The organism is Acidobacteriota bacterium, from assembly GCA_016208495.1.
Taxonomy (GTDB): Bacteria; Acidobacteriota; Blastocatellia; order Chloracidobacteriales; family Chloracidobacteriaceae; genus JACQXX01.
This window is the reverse complement of sequence record JACQXX010000107.1, coordinates 61,023-80,840: the sequence shown is the minus strand read 5'-3', so window position 1 is coordinate 80,840 and position 19,818 is coordinate 61,023. Positions and strand designations below refer to the sequence as shown.

Sequence of the window (19,818 nt, the reverse complement as noted above, 5' to 3'; positions counted from 1 at the left end):
AAGTCGGTTGTGTGGGAGTGACACGGAGCGGTTGGTGAATCTTCATTCCGCCTTTGTCCCATTCTGAATCTCGACTCTCCCGACCATGACGCGAACCAGCTCAGCCGGCGCTGGTTTAATTTTCAGCGGCAAAATCTTGTCCGTTGTCTGGCGGGGAATGATGTAAAACACCCGCAGCCCGTCGGCGGTCCAGACTTCGTTCCAGGTTTTGACCATAGCTCTGGCTTCTTTTTCATACAAACCGTTTGCCACCAGAATGGCTTCGATTTCTGTTTTGAATGCCTCCAGTGACTGAGCTTCAAGGGCAGGACGCTCAATTCGAAGTTCTTCTGTAGCCAGATTGTGGACTGAAAATCCAACTTTTCCTTCCCGGTTTTCAAAGACGGCAACTTTGGGAATCGGTTCGGTGCCATTGTTTTTTACGACAAGCTGATTGCCATCAAGTCGCACACCAAGTGGCAACTCAAAGGTGCCGACACCACGATAAAAGAGGAATTTCTCAAGCTGTTCGCCGGTGTTTTTCCTTTTCATCCTGACTGGAACCGCATCAGTCTCACGTGCCGCGTAGTAATGACTGTCACGCGATTCTTTGGGAAAAGCCGGTTCCGTGGCCGGGTCAATAATGACATTTCGCCAGCTTATGCTTTGTCCGGGGAAACTGGTATCCGGATAGTATTCAGTAATTTTCCCCTGTGGAAACCCAACGTCTACCGTTACATTCATCCGCTTTTCTGTGTAGAAGTAAATCACCGGTGTTTCCATTCGTACAGTTCCAGACACACCGTTTTTGGGTTGATAAATCCGAACAAACCCAGGTAAATCGCTTCGTTCAAAGAGCGGGTTCCAGACCTGGACCGTTCCATTGGGCTCGACGTGGGTGGTGAACGTACCCCATTCGTGGGCAATGAGTTGCTTCTTCTGTGCCTGAGTATCAAACGGGAACCACGCAATTCCCAAACAAAGACACAGGGTAACAATCAACCAGAGACCGTTGCGTCGCATAGGTGAAAATTCCTTTCAGCAGTTGTCGGCCTGGATCTGCTCTAAAAACCCACCCACTAACGCAGGTGGTACTGACATGAACCAATTTTGAAACGCACCCGCTGAGACAGGTGGTACTGACATTAACCGATTGTGGGAAAATCAGATGGAGATTCCGGAGAGGAATCCGATTGAATGTCGCGTTTGATGCCGTGGCCGGGCTTTAACGTTTGCGGTACAACTGGCTGGGCGCGAAAGTTTTCAACTGGACCTTCAACCGTATCAAATGATGGAGGTTTTGCTGGTTTTGGCCGAAAGGCTTCAATTGGGCCTTCGACCGTTTCAGAACCCTGGGAAAACAAAGGTTTGGCGGAAGGTTTGGGAAGTTCGATTTTCTCGGCAACTGTTTCACAGTCCCCAGGTGATGCAACAAGGTCCTGAGCATCAACAACGGTTGGGTGATCGCCACTGCTACCAGTATACCTGATGTCATCCACGGTTTGGTGTTCACCAGAAAGTTCCACAAACGTCGGGCTCTCCATCGAATTCTCAATCTGGGTTTCCGCCAGTGTCGCTTCCGAATAAGCACTGGTCTGGATTTTTGGAACATCCGGTGCGGTTGAGCGCTGGCCAAACTCATGTGCCGTCGTGTGGCCCATTCCCCAAATCTGCTGAAATCCACTGTCGAGTTTGCGGGTTGCTTCATCTTGCTGGTGGATGAGGGTTTCAAGAACTGCTTCAAAGCGCTCGGCAAATTCTCTTGCAGTGGGACGCTGATCAGGATCTTTCTCTAAGGTCTGCATCACAACCGCTTCAATTTTTTCCGGAATGGCGGGGTTGAATTCCCGAATTGTCGGCGGTTTTTTGTTCATATGGGCCATGACCAGATTGACCATGCTGTTGGATTCCGCAACAAAGGGGAGTTTCCCAGTCAGCATCTGAAACACCATAATTCCAAGGCTATACACATCAGATCGCCCGTCATACGGACGATTTCCCCAGCGTTCGGGAGACATATACACCGGCGTTCCAACGATCCCTCCGGTTGCGGTCAGATGCTGGTACTCTCCGCTCGAATCATCCTCAACCAGTTTGGCAATTCCAAAATCAACCACTTTCACAATCTCGCCTTCTGGCGCCCGGTGGAGAAAAATATTGTCTGGTTTGATGTCGCGGTGAACAATTCCAATTCGGTGGGCTTCAGCTAAGGCAGCACAAATTGGCGTGAGAATTTGCGCCGTGCGCTGGATTGAAAGTATTTTACTGCGTTTTAATTCGGCGGCCAGCGAATGCCCGCTCAAAAGTTCCATCACCAGATAGGCAATGCCCTCGGTTGAAATGCCGGAATCAAGCACCGAAATGGCATTTGGATGATTGACCCGCGATGCCGACACGCCTTCCAGCCGAAAGCGTTCAACCGCTTCGGCGGAATCATTTCCGCGACTTGGACGAAAAACCTTGACGGCAACGGTTCGATTTAACGCCAGATGGATTGCTCGAAACACGGCGCCAAACCCACCCGAACCAATTTTTTCCTCCAGCCGGTATTTTCCTTCCAGCACCGTTCCGGGCAACGCTTCGGCCAGGGCTGAAAAAATTCGATCCGCCCGTTGCTGCGAAGCGATCAATTCCTCGTTTTTGCGATTGAGTTCGATGACTTTCTGATCCAGTTCCTGGTTTTTGCGCTCGGTTTCCTGGTTGGCCAGATCAAGCTGATCAACTTTTTGGGCCAGTTCGGTATTGGCCAAATCCAGGGCTGCAGTTCGTTCAGCAACTTTCTGTTCGAGTTCGCGGTTTTGACGCTCCAACCGTTTCAGGCGATAGCGAACACCACCATAAATCAGCCCCGAACCGCCGAAAATGTAGAAGAAATAGGCCCATTTGGTTTTCCAAATCGGAGGGATGACCCGAATTCGAATCTGCGCGCCGGTTTCGTTCCAGACGCCATCCTGATTGCTGGCTTTGACTCGAAAGGTATATTCGCCGCCATCCAAATTGGTAAAGGTAGCGACCCGTTGACCGCCAGCCGGAATCCAATCCTCGTTAAAGCCTTCGAGTTGAAACAGATATTGATTTTTGCCAGGATTGGAAAAACTGAGCCCGGCAAACTCAAACGAAATGAAGTTGTCTTTGTAATTGATTTCGATGTCTTTGATTTCGGTAATCGCGCTGTCCAGTTTGACAAGCTGGTTGAACTTTCGAAACCCGGTAATGACCACTGGCGGCAGGTACTCGCTCTTCACGATTTTGGCGGGATCGAACAGGTTCAATCCATTGACGCCCCCAAAGAGCATTTGGCCATCGCTGGTTTTGAGCGAAGCGCCCATATTGAATTCATTGCTCTGCAGCCCATCACCAACGTCGAAATTCCACACCCTGATAGTCCAGCGACCAGCGTCCTGTTTCGGCGTCAGGCGTGAGAGTCCAACATTGGTGCTAATCCAGATGTTGCCCGCACCATCCGGCAAAATACCGTAAACAGCATTATTTGGGAGTCCTTCCGTTTCACGAAAGGAATAAAAAACCCGTTGCGCCCGGTCAAAACAACTGAGGCCATCTTTGGTACCAATCCAGAGTAACCCGTTTGGAGCTTCGGTTACCGACCAGACCAGGTTGCTGCATAAACTCAGCGTATCTTCAGGTTTATGCGAAAACCACTCGAACGTCTTGCGGGCTCGGTCAATCGCCAGCAACCCAATCTCTGAGCCAAGCCAGAATGTGCCGGCCTGATCTTCATACACCACACGCGCTTCTTTGAAATCAGGGAGTCCCGGAATCTCTGCCGCCAGTGATATACATTCATTGCGCTCCGGGTCAAATCGTCCAAGTCCAAACCCACGAACGCCAACCCAGACGGTTCCATCCCGCGAACAAAACACCAGCCGGGTGTCATTTCCAGGCAAACCAGATGGGCGGTTGGGGTCGTTGGCAAAACTGGTAAATGTTCGACTGGTCAGGTCAAAGCGTGAAAGTCCGCCGTTGTAGGTTGCCACCCAGAGGTTTCCCTGCGAGTCCGGGCAAATTGACCACACATTGTCGTTGGGAAGGCTGCGCGGGTCTCCGTCTTTGTGCCGATAGGTCGTAACCGTGCCCGTCGCTGGATCAAAATTTGAAAGCCCACCTTCAAATGTCCCAACCCAAATTCCTCGATTGCGGTCTTCGGCAAAAGAAAAAACGTTGTTTGACGGAAGTGACCTGGGGTTTTGTGGATCATGAGAAAAAGTCACAAATCGCTGCAGATTTGGGTCAAAGCAGCACAGTCCGCCACCAAATGTCCCGACCCAAAGCAGCCCCGCCCGATCTTCATAAATGGCCCACACAATATTGCTGCTCAGGCTGCCAGGGTTCTGCGGGTGATTCTGGTAGGCCAGAAAGCCATTTTTCTCAGGGAGATATCGGCACAACCCGCCACCCCACGTTCCAACCCAGACCTGTCCTTTTCGATCTGAATACACCGTCCAAATGCGATCCACGCTCAGTGAATTTAAATCACTGGTCTTTGCCCGATACACCTGAAACTTTTTTGTTGTCTGGTCAAAACGACAGACGCCACCGCCGTCGGTACCAACCCAGATATTCCCTGCCTGGTCAGCACACAGCGTGGTTACTTTCAGGTGGCTGAGCGAAGCTGGATTTTTGGGCTCCGGACGATAGGCAGTTATCTCCTGAGTTGCTGGATTGAAAACGCGTATTCCGTCTTCAAGGCACCCCAGCCACAAATTTCCTGATGGATCTTCAGCAATATCAACAATTTCCGCTTTTGGATCATCCTGGAGAAACCGCTCGAACTTTCGGGTTTGTGGGTCAAAGCGACTCAATCCGCCATCAAATGTGCCAATCCATAACCGCCCGGCATGATCTTCATACAGCGTGCGAATATTGTTCCCGCTGATGCTGTGCAGGTCATCAACTGAATGACGAAACGTCTCAAACCGATCATGCTCGCGATCATACCGGCAGAGTCCATTGTGCGTTCCAATCCAGAGCATTCCCTGGCGGTCTTCACACAGCGTCATGACGTCATTATTGGCAAGCGAGAACGGATCACGGGCCTGGTTGCGATAAATGGTAAATCCATATCCATCAAAGCGGTTCAGCCCGTCATTGGTGCCAACCCACAAAAAGCCGCGCTGGTCCTGCAGCACACACCAGACAGTGGATTGCGACAATCCATCTTCAAGGCTATACCGCTGGAACCGTGCCTGAGCCGGAGAAATACCCGACACTGGCATATCACAAGCAACAATCCCAAGACAAACAATGAGAAACAGAAAGCAGAGTTGGGAGAATCTCTGACGCGGCATCAGCTTAAATTCCTTGAAAACAAAATACATCAACCGGGTTTGGGTAACCGGCTGTCGAAATGGCCTTTCGATCAATTGGAGCAAAACAGAACAGTGAGGATTCCAAAGACGGTACTTTTGACAGAGATTGGTGTCAACCTTTTTGGAATGAAGAATGTAGAATTAAGAATGTAGAAATTCAGTGGAATGCTGAATGTTGAATGTAGAATGTAGAATTGAGAATGTAGAAATTCAGTGGATAAAATCTTCATTCTTCATTCTTCATTCTTCACTCTCAATTCTTCATTCTCTCTATGCCTCAACTCGACAGCCAGGAAGATCTCATCATTAAACGGGCGCTGGAACAGGGATTACTCGACGAAGCCGATCTCAATCGGTTTGGCGATATGGATACTCTGGCCCAGCTTCCCCAACAGTCGCCATCCAAATGGGGGCGGCGGATTGATTTTTTTATTCTCAAAGGGCGACTGGACGAAGACACGGTCCGGGCACTGGCGGGCCGCGAAGTCTTTGCCAGCACCGAACCGCTGCTTGGAAAAGGCGAAACCACCGTTTTAAGGCCGTCAACTCTGACCGTGGGCCAGGTATTTCACGGATTGCTGGTTCATAGCCAGCTTGGCGAAGGCGCTATGGGTGCCGCCTATCTGGCCAGTCATCCGGTTTTAAAATCGCCGTTGATCATCAAAACTTTTAAATCTTCACCAGAAGCCAATCTGTTCAAGGAAGCTCATCTGGCGGCTCGCGTGGCCTCTCCGTATGTGGTGAATGTACTTGATGCCGGAATTGAAAATGGTCTGCCGTTTACGGTTCTGCGGTACGTGGATGGAATTGACCTCTGGGAATTGACCACTCGCGTGATGAGTCTTGGGCGCTTGCTTCCAACCAGTGTTGTGACGCGCATTGTCATTGATGCGGCTCAGGGATTGCACACAATTCATCAGGCGGGGGTCGTTCACCGGGATGTCAAACCACCCAATCTGTTCTTAAGCGGAGATGGCACCACGATTTTAGGCGATTTCGGAATTGCGGTTGATACCAGCACGTCACATGAACCGCCAAACATTGCCGGGACACTCATGTTTATGGCACCCGAACAGGCTCTGAGTAGTGGGCTGGACCGACGGAGTGATATTTATTCGTTGGGTGCCACCGGACATTACCTTGCTACTGGCAAATTTGTCGTCGAAGCTCACAATCTGGTCGAACTGGCCAAAGCTCAGTGCCATCCGTACACTCCGCCGGCAACTGATGACCCAAGCAAAGCCTACTTCTTTTCAGTTATTTCCCGAATGCTTAGACATCAACCGGAGGACCGCTACCAGACGGCTGAAACCACGGCCCGGATGCTCAAAGTGATTGCCGAACCGATACCGCGCTACACACTGGCAACCTCATCAGAAGCTGTGGTTGGAAAAATCCGGCTGGTCCTTCAGGTGGGCGACATCGCAACCCAGGAAGTCGGCGTCATCGTCAATGCCGCCAATACCATGATGTTGATGCGAGTTGGTGTCGCCGGCGCCCTGCACCGCGCCGGAGGACCCGAAATTGAACAAGAAGCTCAAACACACGCCCCAGTTCCAATGGGTGAAGTCGTCTGGACGAAAGCCGGGAATCTCCGCGCCGCCTGGATTGCCCACGCGGTGGCGGCGATTGATGGAGCGATTTGTTTGCAACGCTGCACCCTGCGAACTTTGTTGGGTGCCGAAGCCCGATTACAGTCCTCGATTGCCTTTCCGGCGCTTGGCTCTGGCGTCGGCGAAGTTCCAATGGATCTCGTTGCCAAACTGATGCTCGAAGCCATTCGCACCTTCGCCAGCCTGCAACTGCCTTCCGTGCGACTGATCAAAATCGTGCTTCGTGACCAGGACACCCTGACCCGCTGGCAGACGATTTTGCAGGCGATGTAGCCTGAGAGCGAGTAGCAAGGAATCAAACCGGTTTGAAGTTAATCATTTTTGTCTTTAGCCCAGGAACTGGGCGCTGGCTTGTAGCCCCGGATGCAGCGGAGCGGAATCCGGGGAACAGACCCGTCAACATTTCTTAACCTGCGAAGCAGGTGTCGGCTGCCTTACTTCCATAAATACCGCTCATCAAATTCAACGCCATGCATGCGGAGCAACTGGATGAACTCTTCCTCAAATGTGCGTTTCTGGTGATGTTTTTCCTGGTTGAGCACATAGTTTCGCACAACTTCCACCTGTGATTCGCTCACCGTGAATGCTCCATATCCGCTCTGCCAGTAGAATTTTTGACCAGTGGGAAATGTTTCGTGAACCCAATTGGTCGAATTGGCTTTCAAATCCTTGATCACATCCGACAACGCTTTATCCTGGCGAATTTTTGCCAGAATATGAACGTGATTGTTGGTTCCACCGACTCCCAGGGACACACCGCCTGTTTGCCGAATCATTCCGCCAAGATATTCAAAAAGCCGGTCCCGAATTGGTTCGGTTATCAATGGATACCGGTCTTTGGTGGCGAACACAATGTGATAAATCAAATGGACGTATGAATGAGCCATATTGAATTGCCGACGCCCACTGCGTGGGCTGGGAGATGAACCGCCGTGGGTCCCAGGGCTCGAAGACTCACCCTGGGTTACATGCCTTCCACCCGCTTCGCGGGTTCAGAAAATGTATCATTTTCAAATTTACCAAAAAATTTACAGAAGGGAAAATTTCGGAGCTGGGCACCAAATGCACGGCTCTAGCCCAGGAACTGGGCGCCGGCTCATAGCCCCGGATGCAGCGTAGCGGAGTCCGGGGACAACCACACCGTCCATTCCCAGCCTACGCAGTAGGCGTCGGCATCCAGATCTGATTGATTTACCTGGGTTTGTTGTGTGCGTATGTTTTTGCAAGCCAAAGCTTGAACTCTGAACTTTTCCATTAATTACTTACAGCCCTCACCGCAACCACCCGAAAACCGTAGTTCCTGCCGACGTACTCCGGGATAAGCCCGCTACGGTCCGCCGACCGGCAGAAACCAGCATTGCCGTGCCAAGAACCACCTCGCATCACGCGGAACTGTTTATCGGCTCCCAACTCCCAGGCACGCCCATCCGTTGGTGCTCCATTGTAGCTACCCTGATACCAGTCTTGACACCACTCCCACACGTTTCCGTGCATGTCGTGCAATCCCCATTCGTTTGGCTTCTTTTGACCTACCGGGTGGGGTTTACTCCCTGAATTACTGCTATACCACGCCATTTCATCCAAATTTCCCGCATGGTCGCCTGTTGTCCCGGCTCGACACGCATATTCCCATTCCGCTTCGCTCGGCAACCGATAGGTGTAGCCGTCTTTTTTCGCACTCAGTTTTTCCAGGAATTTCTGGCACTCATCCCACGATACATTTTCCACCGGCAATCTGTCACCTTTAAAATTGGACGGATTGTTCCCCATCACTCCCTCCCACTCCGCCTGAGTCACTTCATATTTCCCAAGATAAAATCCCTCGCTGATTTTTACTTTATGCACTGGCTTTTCATCATCAGACTGGGTTGACCCCATCTGAAACTCTCCCGCTGGAATCAAGACAAATTCCATCTCGATACTGTTTTTGAACGACTCCGATTTCCAATTTAAGGCAATCACAATCACCCCAACCACCAGTGCCGCCAACACCAATAGAATCAACCACTTTTGGTTCTTGGGAGATGCCTGGTTCATCGCCGGCACCGCTGGGGATATCACCGGCGGCGCTGGAATCGTTGGGCTCATCATTGGGGGAGGCTGTGGTGCAGGCATGGCGGGTGCCGCTTTTGTTCGCCCTGATTGTAGGGTATCCGCCACTGTTTGCGCTGACTGGTCAACCATCGGTCGAGTTTGAAAAGCTTCCGGCTCAGGTAACGGCACCTGAAATGGTTTGGTACTGACTACGGTTTCGGCTTCGCCCGACATCACTTCTGGGTTTGCTGGTACTGGATCCGAAGGGATTGAAGGTTCAACTGGCCTGACTGGTTCCTTTCTTTTGGTTGCTTCCCGGAGTATCCGCCGAAACTCCGTTGCCGTTGCTGGACGTCCCTCTGACTTCAATGCCAGCGCTTTGTGGAGCACCATCGAAAGTGCTGGATTGATCTCCAGGTTGACGACATGCGCTGGGCGGAGCGGATCCGAATCTCCAAAGCCCACATTCATCGCACGAGTGAGCGCATCCACTGGCGGCGCGCCGGTTATCAAGTGATACAGCGTTGCCCCCAGTGAAAATATATCGCTCCGGGCGTCCGTCCCTGACCCTTGCATTTGCTCGACTGGCGCGTAGCCCGGTGTGTAGGCTTGCACACTCGCTCCACCTGGTCCCGTGACGCGTGACATCTGTGTGTGCAGCCCTTTCGCCAATCCAAAATCAAGCAGAAAAATCTTGCCGTTCGCCGCCAGTTTGAGGTTTGCGGGCTTGATGTCCCGATGAATCACTGGTGGTTGCCGACTATGCAGATATTCCAGCGCATCCAGCAGCTCGTCCGCCCACCACAAAACGTGTTCAACCGGAAATGCCGTGCCTCGTTCCGCCAGCAAGGCACTCAGATCCTTTCCTGGGACAAACTCCATCACCAGAAAATATCCTTCTCCCTCGCTAAAGTAATCACTGACTTTCGGCAGCGCCGGGTGGCTCAGTCCCGCCAGCAACTGCGCTTCGCGTTCAAACGCTTTGGTCAGGTGGTCTTCCAAAAAGAATGTCTCTTTTACTGCTACTGTGTGTTTGAGTTTGGTGTGGTGAGCTTCATACACCGTGCCCATTCCGCCTTTACCAAGCTGACGCACAATCCGATACCGGTCCTGTAAAACTGTTCCAGGTGCAAGCATAAGTAAGAATATCCGGGTCAGTACCACCTGCGTGAGTGGATGGGATATTTGTTTCCGTTGATTTGGTTCGAGACAAGGTCAACTTCAATAACATCCAACTGAGGGTGTGCGTGGATTCAGATGAACAATACGCCAATCATCGCCTCGATGAAAAGCTCTCACGTTCACAAAGCGGATAAATCTATCAGGCCGGTGAGAAAACGAAATAAACGGGCACAAGCCGACGCCCACTACGTGGGCTGGGAGATGAACCACCGCAGGTCCCAGGGCTCGAAGACTCACCCTGGGCTACGAGCCTTCCACCCGCTTCGCGGGTTCAAAACCACCAAAACGTAGCTTCAGGGCAACTGCCACGCTCCCGCACAGTGCCCCAAGAAACACAGTATTTCCCACCCACAGCGTCAGTTGCACCACAAGCCCGCCCCACAGCCATCTTTCCCAAAGATTTACCAGAGGAAACCCCGGAGGAAACGCATCATAGTGTGTTCCCCAGGAGCCAAGGATGGTAAACAACATGACAATCACCACTGGCAGCCGAGCCGTAAAGGCATAGAGGAGCATGACCTGGCCAAGTTCCGGCCATCCTCTAAGCTGTAACAGAACAATGCCCAGTGCTACAACTGCCCCGCCGATGACCTGGGCCTGATAGGGTGGCCAAAAAAACAACATGGCAAACCCAAAAGCGAGAAACAGGCCAAAGCCCAAAACAGCATGGCCGACCGCTCTTTGAGGTGTAGTCGGGCCGTCACCTTGCTTCAACAATTTGAGCGCAAAATAAACTCCCGAAAGCGGCGCCAGCCAGATGATTCCCACAATTGCGCCAAGGCCGCCGGGTTCCCGGCTAAAGAAGGCGGGAGACCAGTTTTGCAATTCCCCGATCAGACGGAGCAGCGTCACGCCAAGAGTTATCAGTGCCGGTACCGCGACAAGTCGCCCCTTTGATGCCATGGTCATCGTCATTTTTTGGTCTCCTGGGTATGGAAATCCCTCTGTTTTATCAAGTTTCATTTGCCTTTTGTTATTCAGAGATGAGCCTGATCTGTGTCAGGTCGAAACGGTGAACTCCCAATCATCGCAAGCAAGTCGAATATTCCCACCAGGTTTGCCCTAAGTTGGTTCAATCGCAACCCGTCGGGATGCAAGCCAAAAACCTGCACGCAAAAGGTTTAGGGAGTGAGAAGGCACTGACCTCAAAGTTCAGTGACCTGATTTATTCCTTTGATTTCAATGCATTTATTGTCTTTCACACTGGCCAACACCGTTTTAACGTCGGGAAGCGATGTTGTTAATTCGCGAACCGTAAGGGCGTTGTTTTTCACTTCAGCAATGAGCACACTCGGTTTCCACTTTCCTTTTTCATCCTTTTCCCTGAGGAACCACACGACACCATCTTTGACATCCGGAAGGCAGTTTCCAACAAACATTCGGGCTTCGAGGACTGGTTGTTTGGTTTCGGCGTCGCGAATCACTCCGGGATGAACAAACCGCTCTTGCGAGTCTTCACCTTGCATCGGCCCAGACTGTGGGTTGTAGAGGTAGACAGCAAGATTGGCATCACAGTCCTGGCAGCCTCTCCCGGCAAGAATCAAGAATGGGGCGCTTCCTGAGCTTGTCAGTTGTCCAAGGTATTTAACTTGAAAAAGTGTGGTGACAAAGGTTTTGCCATTTTGAAAGCGAATTGAAGACGGATAGTCAGGAAAGTTTTCAATTTTCACTGGTGTCCAGACACTGGCATCTTCTTTGTTTTGTAAAAGTTGACTGCTAGCATTTTCAGACTGATTTGGAAAATAAATAAGCAATAAACTAACTGCCAGCGCGACAAAACCGACGAAAGATCTATTTAGCCTAAAAAATCTTTTTTTTCGAAATGACCCAAATTGTGAATTTAAAATCAATATCCCAGCCTGAAAGCACTTCTTAGGGACCCGGAAGAAAATAAAATCCCAATGAAATCGGGTTCAGGGTTCAGGGTTCAGGGCTCAGGGTTTGAGGCGATGAAGTGACTTGATCCCACTCAAGTGAGGGCTGGGGAACCGGCCGGTACTGCTCAAGCTGGAGTATCTTGCTCTAAACCCTGAACCCTGAACCCTGAACCCTGAACCCTGGTGGTATGATATTTCCATCCGACTCCCTTAAATTTCTGAGCCTTCTGGATGGAGTAATGAAAGATCAACCTATGAAAACCATACTCATCCTGGTCTTTTCCGTGTTTGCAATTGCGAGTTCAGGATACGCCCGACAAACCAAAGAAATTAAAATTGGGCCAAATATTCCAACTGTCAAACTCTGTGATCTCATTCACAAGTCCAGACTATATGATCAGCAAATGGTTCGGGTTCAAGGGATCTATAGATATGGAGTTGAATGGTCAGAACTTTATTGTTTGGAGTGCCTGACGGGAGGAAGCATTTGGGTAGAATTTAATGTATCGCTTGAATCTCGGACAAAGAAAAAACTGATCAAGCGGGTAAGCGGGAACGAAGATCTTGGCCGAACCGTCAAGGTTGTTTTTGTCGGCCAGTATTTCACTGGTCGCGGATATGGCCATATGAGCAGACATTCAGCAGAACTGAAAGTGTATGCCATTGAAAAGGCGGAAATTCTTCTGAACGACAGTCCAATTCCAGCAGATCTTCCTCCTGAAGTTCTTCATCGAGCAAAATGTCAGTAACCCTGGCGGGTTAGGACTATTCGACCAGCACACTTTCTGTGCCTGGCTTGAATCTGGTGCTTCCAATCGCGGTCAGCAACTCAAACATTCCGGCTGGATTGGATGATGGGCGGGCGGGGGCTCCGTTGAGCCCGGCTTCGATGGGAAACACCTGGGCTTTTATGACTTGCCCTTGATCGAAAGTGATTCTGGCCACGAGGGCGTCTTTTTCAGTAGTGCAGTCACAATCAAACGCCAGATTCCCAAGTCCCCAGAAAATAACCGCCGTTCCACGCCGTTCAATTGGACCGGGTAAATGACTGCCATGAGCCGCAATCACTTGAGCACCAGCACTCAGAGCAACATCAACGGCCTGCTTTAACTCCTTGGACGGCAAATAGGAAGGCGGCCCCGTCACGTGAAACGTCGCGATCAAAACATCACCCTGGGCACGTGCACTTCGAAGTTCTTCAGCCAATCGTGGAGGAACCCCACTGGTTAAATCGTGGGCCGTCACGACAAGACGTGTTCCCTGCCGTTCAATCACGGCGGCTCCGGCGATGTCTCCGACTGGCTGCAAACCAGCCGTTCGAACCTGCTCAATCGTGTGCAAAAGACTTTGCTCACCAGCATCGCCAGCGTGATTATTGGCCACACCAGCCACGGCAACGCCAGCTTCCTTCAACAGTGCCAGTCGGTGTGGCGCATTGAGCAACACGATTCCTTCCCGGAGTGACGATGTTTCAGCCGCGGCGCCTTCGAGGTTGATAATTCCAACTGCGTTTTGAGTGATTGAGGTAAGTGGCGTCAGGACGTTTGTGTTCCCGTGACCCAGATGAACGTCTCCGCCGAGCCAGATGTCAACTGGTGCTGAAACAACTGGTGGAGGAGGCACAGTTTGACAGCTATTCCCAGCCACAAGCGCCAGGATCATCCACAACCAAAGGAAATAACAACCTTGTGTTCGTTTCATTACCGGGACAACAAAACACGCGCAGCCGGTTTTGCGAGTGAAAGGATGCGTGCGGCTTCGCGTTCGCCGGAAAGCAACGCCCCGTGAACCGTGGCTGGGAAATCACGAAACGTCGCTTCACCGGCAAAAAAGAGGCGATTGGAAACTGGTTCGGCCAGCGCGTCACGATCAGATGCCGAACTCCCCGGCGCCAGAAATGAATATGAGCCAAAACTCAGTGGATCTGAAGCCCAGCGGGTCACCGTCGAGCCATCCGGCGCCGGGATTGAGTTTCCATACATTCGCCGCAGGGCAGTCATGGCATCAGCCACAATCGCTTCATTGGAAAGCGCTTCCAGCCGACGCGCATAGGTGGCGGCATTAAAGCCAAGCAAAACCGGTTCACCAGTGAATTTAAAAAAGTTATACCACTCAGCCCATTCGCCTTTGCGCGGTCCAATATAGCCAAGCAAATCACTTTCACGGTCCCAGAAGACCCGTGGAAAATGCAAAAAGACTTTATTCAGGAGCCCCATTCCAAGTCGTTGAATCGCCGCCTGCTTCCGTTCCGGCAAGGCGGGTGAAAACTGGATACTCCCACGTTTAAGGACTCCGAGCGGAACGGTCACAATCAATCGTTGTGCCACGATTGACCCCTGACGGGTGACGACGGTGACCTGCGATTCAGAATATTCGATTTTCTGCACCACCTGCCCAAACCGAATATCCAGCCCCTCAGCCAGACGTGAAAAAATCTGACCATAGCCGCCAGGAAACAACACATCGCCACCGACAATTTCTTCGCCTTCATCCCAGGAAAACCAGGATAATTCACTGGCATCAGCCGCAAATTCGTGTTCAAGGTTGGTGTTGATCAGGTAATCAAACTGGAGTTTTTCTTCTGCGGTCCAGGAGTTCTCAGCAATCGCAGCCGAAATCGCACTTTGCAGCGACGCATCTGGTCGGCCCTGTTGCTGGGCACGTTCCCCCTGACGCCTCACCCGACGCATAATGCGCGAATATCGTGTATCAAGTTGATCTTGTTGACGGTCGGTAAACGCTGTGCCTTGAGCATCATACAGAGCCACATTGTCATAGTCGGTCGAAACCGTCTCAATCTCATACTGGCGTACCAGCGCAGTGAGTGGATTGCCCTCAATTCCGTGAATCCACGAGGCGCCCAAATCCAGCGGAAGGTTTTTCAGTGACCGATCTGTCCAGACACGACCACCAATCCGGTCGCGAGCTTCCAACACAATCACTTTCACTCCGGCAAGTTTCAATTTACGTGCCGCCCCCAGCCCGGCAGCCCCAGCGCCAATGACGACAACGGTTTCATCCGTCCGGGCTTTCTGCTGGGAAGCAGCCACCACATCGGTCACAGTTCCAAGCAACCCTGGAACAAGGGTTGAAGCAGACAACGATGCAAGAAATTTTCGGCGGGAGAGTTTGTTGTTCATTGCAAGTCCAGAGCAGGTTTGGTTGGAGGAGAAAAAATTGGCGGGCAACAATATAGCAGTCATCAGAAAGGTGAGATACCAAATTCAAATGGTCGTGTCATATTATAGAAGAGCAAACTAACTGGGGAATTTGGAGTTCCTTGAGTTCTATATTTCAAGTAACACGATTAGATATGAAGAAAAAACTTACCCTGAAGAAATCGCAGACTGATTGGAACCAGCTTGAAGCCCTCACCGACGAGGAAATCAACTTTTCCGACAATTCGGAGGCTACGCCCGAGATGTTTGCACGGGCTATCGTCCGAAAAGGACTCAAGCCAGCCCTTAAAACCACTCACGCTGCTCATAAGCGCCAAGATACGGAAAATTAGGCTGTGATCCGTTTTTACAACGCCCTTGCAGGGCTTGGGCCTCGATCTGGTCGAGACCGTGGGCTTCGCACCACGGCTATTGTACGGCGACCCTTCGGGCCTAAATCCTTATCTTGGTGTTTATTCCAAGGTTGTCTGCATGAAAAAAGGGTACGTCAATTGACGTACCCTTTTCAAAATCCACCCCAGAATGCCGACAGCGTTAGGTGTTACTCATATCGCAAAGCCACCACCGGGTCCACATACGCCGCTTTGATGGCTGGCCACAACCCGGAAATCAGCCCGACACTCACCGCCACCAGAAACCCAACCATAATCCAAAAGACCGAAACAAAAGATGGTACGCTGGGGACAAAGGTATTGAGAAACCAGCTAATGAACAACCCAACAAGAATACCCATCACGCCACCCAGCCCGGTCAGGCTCATGGCTTCGATCAAAAACTGGAGAATAATGTCAAATCGCCGGGCACCAAGAGCACGTCGGATGCCAATTTCTTTGGTCCGTTCGGTGACGGAAACCAGCATGATATTGAGTACGCCGATCCCTCCGACCAGCAAGCCCACGGCTGAAATCGGAATCACCATCCAGCCTAACACTTCGGAGATTTTGTTAAAGCCATCAATATTGGACTGAGCGGTTGAAATGCCGAAGTTGTCAGGCTCGTTGAAGGGAACTTTCCGCCGCCGTCGAAGCACTTCCGTGATTTCATCCACCATTTTATCGAGGTGACCGGATTTGGCTTTGGCCACAATCACATAATCTTTTTCCTGTGGGTACATCCGGCTAAATGAATTCAAGGGGATAATTGCGGCATTGTCCTCCCAGTTGTTATTGCCGCCAAACAGCCCGCGCGCCGAACTTTTTTCAAGTACCCCGATGACCCGATAGAGATGGCCGTTGATGGTGATTTCCTTGTCAACGGGCTCCAGTCCTGGGAAGAGCGCTTCGGCCAGATCAAACCCAATGACCGCGACCGGGGCGCTGTGCAGGTCTTCGCTTTCCCCAAACAACCGGCCCTTGGCGAGCACCATGCTGCGGGCATCAAAAAACGATGCTTCCCCGCCGCGGATAACCGATTGTTTTGATTCGTTGTTGCGGTACTTAATGACTGGCGCATTCGGCCCACCTGGCCAGGCACCCAGACAGGCAACTGCCGACTCAACGTGGGGAAGTGCCTTAATTGCCTGTCCATCTTCGAGGGTCAACTCTTTGCGCAGTTCTTCTTCACGATTGGAGTCGCCAAAACTCGGGCCACCATTCCACTTTGAGACAAAGGCAATGTTGGTTCCAAATCGTTCGACCATTTCAGTGACGCGAACATTCATCCCGCTGATAATAGAGGTCACGGCGATGGTGGTGGTGGTACCGACAATGACTCCGAGAACCGTCAACAAGGAACGGAACTTGTGGGCCGACACCGTGGCCATGGCTTGTTTGAGGCATTCTTGAACAGCGACGAATTGCATAATTTTAGGGTTCAGGGTTCAGGGTTCAGGATTTTCAAATTGGGCGCACTTCAAAGCAACAGCGCCCTTACAGTCTTTATTACCAGCCACATCACTCCTGCCGGAGGGCCACAATTGGATCAAGTCTCGCTGCTCGATAGGCAGGATAGAGACCAAATATAATGCCAACGCTTAGGGAAACAAAGAGTGATAAAAAGACGGCCCACAACGGCATTGAAACCGAGAGTGAAAATGCCTGGGCAACAATGAGGAGAATCGCTCCGATTAAGATCACTCCGACCAGCCCGCCAAAACCTGACAACATTGAAGATTCAACCAGAAACTGGAGCAGGATATCTTTTTGTCGGGCACCAAGTGATTTGCGAATCCCGATTTCCCGAGTTCGTTCCGTTACTGACACCATCATAATGTTCATAATCACGATGCCGCCGACAACGAGCGAAATCGAGGTCACCGCCAGAGCGACTGCCGCAATCAAACTCGACAGGCTCTGCCAGAGTTCGTTCAGGGCATCGGCACTGATAAAACCGAAATTATCTTTTTCAGAAAACATCAGGTGGTGGCGGGCACGCATAATCACGCGAATTTGATCTTGTAAGGGTTCCTGTTTTTCAGGGCTGGGGGCTTTGAAGTAAATGGTGAGTGACTGACGAGCGCCAAACATCTTCAGATGGGTTTGGAATGGAATCACCGCGTAGCTATCGCGTTCCTGACCAAAGGTTGATCCAATCGCTTTGGCAACCCCGATGATTTCAAACGGTTCGCCAAGAATCCGCAATTCTTTGCCAATTGGGTTGACCGTCGGGAAGAAAGTTTCTTTGAGCTTGCTGCCGATAAACACCACGTTGCGTCGCTGGTCGTTATCAATGTCAGTGATAAACCGGCCTTCATCCACCGTGGTGCCATTGACCATGATGTTGGCCATGTCCGGGGTCTCGCCATTGATAGCAACGCTGTAGAGTTCCTGGGATCCGACACGGAGCGTTTCAACTGACTGGCTAATCACAATCCCGATATCTTCGGCCAGCGTCACGCCTTCTTTGAGTGCCCGGAAATCATCCTGAGTAATGTCTTTATTGCGTTTTTGGGCATCAATAAAGTCATCAAAGCTGGTGATGAGGCCATATTTATCAAGGGTAATGGTATTGGCCCCAAAGTCATTGGTGACGGTATTCAGCACGGATTTGTTGGCCATCTCAATAAACGAGGCCACTGCCACCACCGCCATCACGCCCAAAATCACACCGAGCAAGGTCAGAAAACTGCGCAATTTGTGCGCCCAGATTGATTCATAGGCCAGCATAATTGCTTCGCGATAAGGCATGGTCTGCGTACTGCTGTTCATTTCAAGAAACCTCGTAAAAATGCTGCTTCAGACAGGTCTTCAGTTGTTTTTGATTCAGACTGAATCGCAGGTGCTGAGTAAATCCAAATTTTTGTGATTTGATTTGAAGGGTTGAAGTTGCCGCCTAGAACGAATCAAACCCAGATGTGGTTTCAAGTTTATCTCTGTTTTTGGAACTACCATCATCGCCAGGTGAGGAGCCACCTAACATATTGATTTTTCAAGCGAACGGCTGGTTCCTAATAACGACTGAAGAAGGCTGATTTCGATTTCCCGTTTTCAACTGTGTAACCAGTGGTGTAATTTGCACCAGTCATTTTCAATCGCTTCCTCAAGATCAATTCAGCTTTCGAACTTATACAATAAGGACTGTCAACTCTGATGCGTGGTGTGTCATTTGCCTGTCGTGCGCAAAGTTTTATGGCCGTTACCAGAATTGTGCTGGTATGCCTGGTGGGTTTCTTCACCGGAGCTGCCTGCCAGCTCCCATCAGCCGCTCCCAAAAACCCAGCCACACCACCAAACCAGTCAAATCAAATTGATCTTTTTATCTACCTTGACCAGTTTCTGCCACAATTCAGCGGGAAACTTGCCGCCAGCACCCCAGGAAAAACCGCCTTTTTGCGTCAGGAAGCAGAACAAATACTGAAGGGCGCCAGGGTGCTTCAGCCCTGGAAACCGGCAGCTCCACCAGAGACAACCGAAGATACCTTCAAAGCCAAAATCCCTGATCTGACGCTTGGAAATTCCCATTACCAGTGCGAAGTCACGCTCCGAACTGCACCTGGGAACCAAACATTGCTCGGCACCACGTTCACCCTCGCCAGTATTGACGGTCAGGAAATTGCTGAAACGGTTGATAATTTTTCTGAAATCGTCACCAAACACTATGGTGAACCGACCCTGACTTATGAAGACGCCGAAGGTGCGGAATGGCTGTTTGCCAACGGTAAGCTGGTCCTGCTCATTGAGCGTGGAAATGACGGTAACACTCTTTCCGGCGTCAAGTCGCGTATCACCTTCCGGTTTGATCCGCTTTCCCCTGATGATCAGGTTCCAGGGGAAATCACTGACCGGGACCGTGACTGACAAGAACTGAGAATGTGGTTAGTGGTTAGTGGTTAGTGGTTAGTGGTTAGTTCTTGATTCTTGGAAGGTATTGACTTCTAACCACTAACCACTAATGCCAGTTAAGAGTTGAAACGGTTTTGGGATTTCAGCCCAGGAACTGGGCGAAAGAGTGAAAGCCTCGGGTGGAGCGGAGCGGAATCCGTGGAAAACAAAATCGGTGGCGATGAATTCAGCCGTCGCCCAGGCCACGCTGACCGGTGATGAAGGCCACGGATTTCATTCGCTGACGCTCATTGCACCCGAGGCTTGAAGAATGCCACCCGCTTCGCGGATTCAAAACCAGTCTTTTTTCAACTCTTAATTTGCATCACTAATCACTAACCACTAGCCACTAACCACTAACCACTAAC

15 protein-coding genes are annotated in these 19,818 nt (G+C 51.0%); 5 read left to right on the top strand and 10 right to left on the bottom strand.

All coding sequences use genetic code 11. The annotated features are described in order from the left end of the window. Positions 1–42: 42 nt before the first annotated feature. The gene (locus HY774_21880; protein ID MBI4751137.1) at positions 43–1,002 is read right to left on the bottom strand and encodes a hypothetical protein; all 960 of its coding nucleotides are present in this window, start codon (positions 1,000–1,002) and stop codon (positions 43–45) included. 122 nt (positions 1,003–1,124) lie between these two features. Continuing rightward, positions 1,125–5,285, bottom strand: coding sequence for a protein kinase (locus HY774_21875; GenBank protein ID MBI4751136.1), 4,161 nt, complete (start codon positions 5,283–5,285; stop codon positions 1,125–1,127). Positions 5,286–5,578: 293 nt separating this feature from the next. On the opposite strand from HY774_21875, the gene HY774_21870 reads away from it, so the two are divergent. Continuing rightward, positions 5,579–7,192 carry a serine/threonine-protein kinase gene (locus HY774_21870; GenBank protein ID MBI4751135.1) on the top strand — a complete coding sequence of 538 codons (1,614 nt, stop codon included), beginning with the start codon at positions 5,579–5,581 and terminating at the stop codon, positions 7,190–7,192. Between the two features lie 161 nt (positions 7,193–7,353). On the opposite strand, the gene tnpA is transcribed toward HY774_21870, so the two are convergent. The 4 genes from tnpA to HY774_21850 form a co-directional block, all read right to left on the bottom strand. Beyond that, positions 7,354–7,806, bottom strand: a complete 453-nt coding sequence (tnpA, locus tag HY774_21865) for an IS200/IS605 family transposase (protein ID MBI4751134.1) — start codon at positions 7,804–7,806, stop codon at positions 7,354–7,356. 367 nt (positions 7,807–8,173) lie between these two features. Beyond that, positions 8,174–10,090: an SUMF1/EgtB/PvdO family nonheme iron enzyme gene (locus HY774_21860; protein MBI4751133.1), complete on the bottom strand. Its 1,917-nt coding sequence runs from the start codon at positions 10,088–10,090 to the stop codon at positions 8,174–8,176. A 288-nt stretch (positions 10,091–10,378) separates the two neighbouring features. After that, positions 10,379–11,050 (bottom strand): hypothetical protein, encoded by a 672-nt coding sequence (locus HY774_21855; protein MBI4751132.1) that lies wholly within the window; start codon positions 11,048–11,050, stop codon positions 10,379–10,381. 230 nt (positions 11,051–11,280) lie between these two features. Next, positions 11,281–11,805 (bottom strand): hypothetical protein, encoded by a 525-nt coding sequence (locus HY774_21850; GenBank protein MBI4751131.1) that lies wholly within the window; start codon positions 11,803–11,805, stop codon positions 11,281–11,283. A 461-nt stretch (positions 11,806–12,266) separates the two neighbouring features. Here HY774_21850 and HY774_21845 point away from each other — a divergent pair, with 461 nt between their 5' ends. Beyond that, positions 12,267–12,761, top strand: coding sequence for a hypothetical protein (locus HY774_21845; protein MBI4751130.1), 495 nt, complete (start codon positions 12,267–12,269; stop codon positions 12,759–12,761). 16 nt (positions 12,762–12,777) lie between these two features. On the opposite strand, the gene HY774_21840 is transcribed toward HY774_21845, so the two are convergent. Continuing rightward, positions 12,778–13,635 (bottom strand): CapA family protein, encoded by an 858-nt coding sequence (locus tag HY774_21840; protein MBI4751129.1) that lies wholly within the window; start codon positions 13,633–13,635, stop codon positions 12,778–12,780. A 77-nt stretch (positions 13,636–13,712) separates the two neighbouring features. Beyond that, positions 13,713–15,152 (bottom strand): FAD-dependent oxidoreductase, encoded by a 1,440-nt coding sequence (locus HY774_21835; GenBank protein MBI4751128.1) that lies wholly within the window; start codon positions 15,150–15,152, stop codon positions 13,713–13,715. Between the two features lie 173 nt (positions 15,153–15,325). Between HY774_21835 and HY774_21830 the strand changes: the two genes are divergently transcribed. Then, complete coding sequence (locus HY774_21830; GenBank protein MBI4751127.1) at positions 15,326–15,523, top strand: hypothetical protein; 198 nt, start codon at positions 15,326–15,328, stop codon at positions 15,521–15,523. A gap of 209 nt (positions 15,524–15,732) precedes the next feature. Here the strand turns inward: HY774_21830 and HY774_21825 are convergent, their stop codons facing one another. Then, positions 15,733–16,992 carry an ABC transporter permease gene (locus HY774_21825; GenBank protein ID MBI4751126.1) on the bottom strand — a complete coding sequence of 420 codons (1,260 nt, stop codon included), beginning with the start codon at positions 16,990–16,992 and terminating at the stop codon, positions 15,733–15,735. A gap of 91 nt (positions 16,993–17,083) precedes the next feature. Continuing rightward, complete coding sequence (locus HY774_21820; protein MBI4751125.1) at positions 17,084–18,337, bottom strand: ABC transporter permease; 1,254 nt, start codon at positions 18,335–18,337, stop codon at positions 17,084–17,086. A 420-nt stretch (positions 18,338–18,757) separates the two neighbouring features. Here HY774_21820 and HY774_21815 point away from each other — a divergent pair, with 420 nt between their 5' ends. Then, positions 18,758–19,426, top strand: a complete 669-nt coding sequence (locus HY774_21815; GenBank protein MBI4751124.1) for a hypothetical protein — start codon at positions 18,758–18,760, stop codon at positions 19,424–19,426. Positions 19,427–19,577: 151 nt separating this feature from the next. Then, complete coding sequence (locus HY774_21810; GenBank protein ID MBI4751123.1) at positions 19,578–19,718, top strand: hypothetical protein; 141 nt, start codon at positions 19,578–19,580, stop codon at positions 19,716–19,718. The last annotated feature ends 100 nt before the right edge of the window (positions 19,719–19,818 follow it).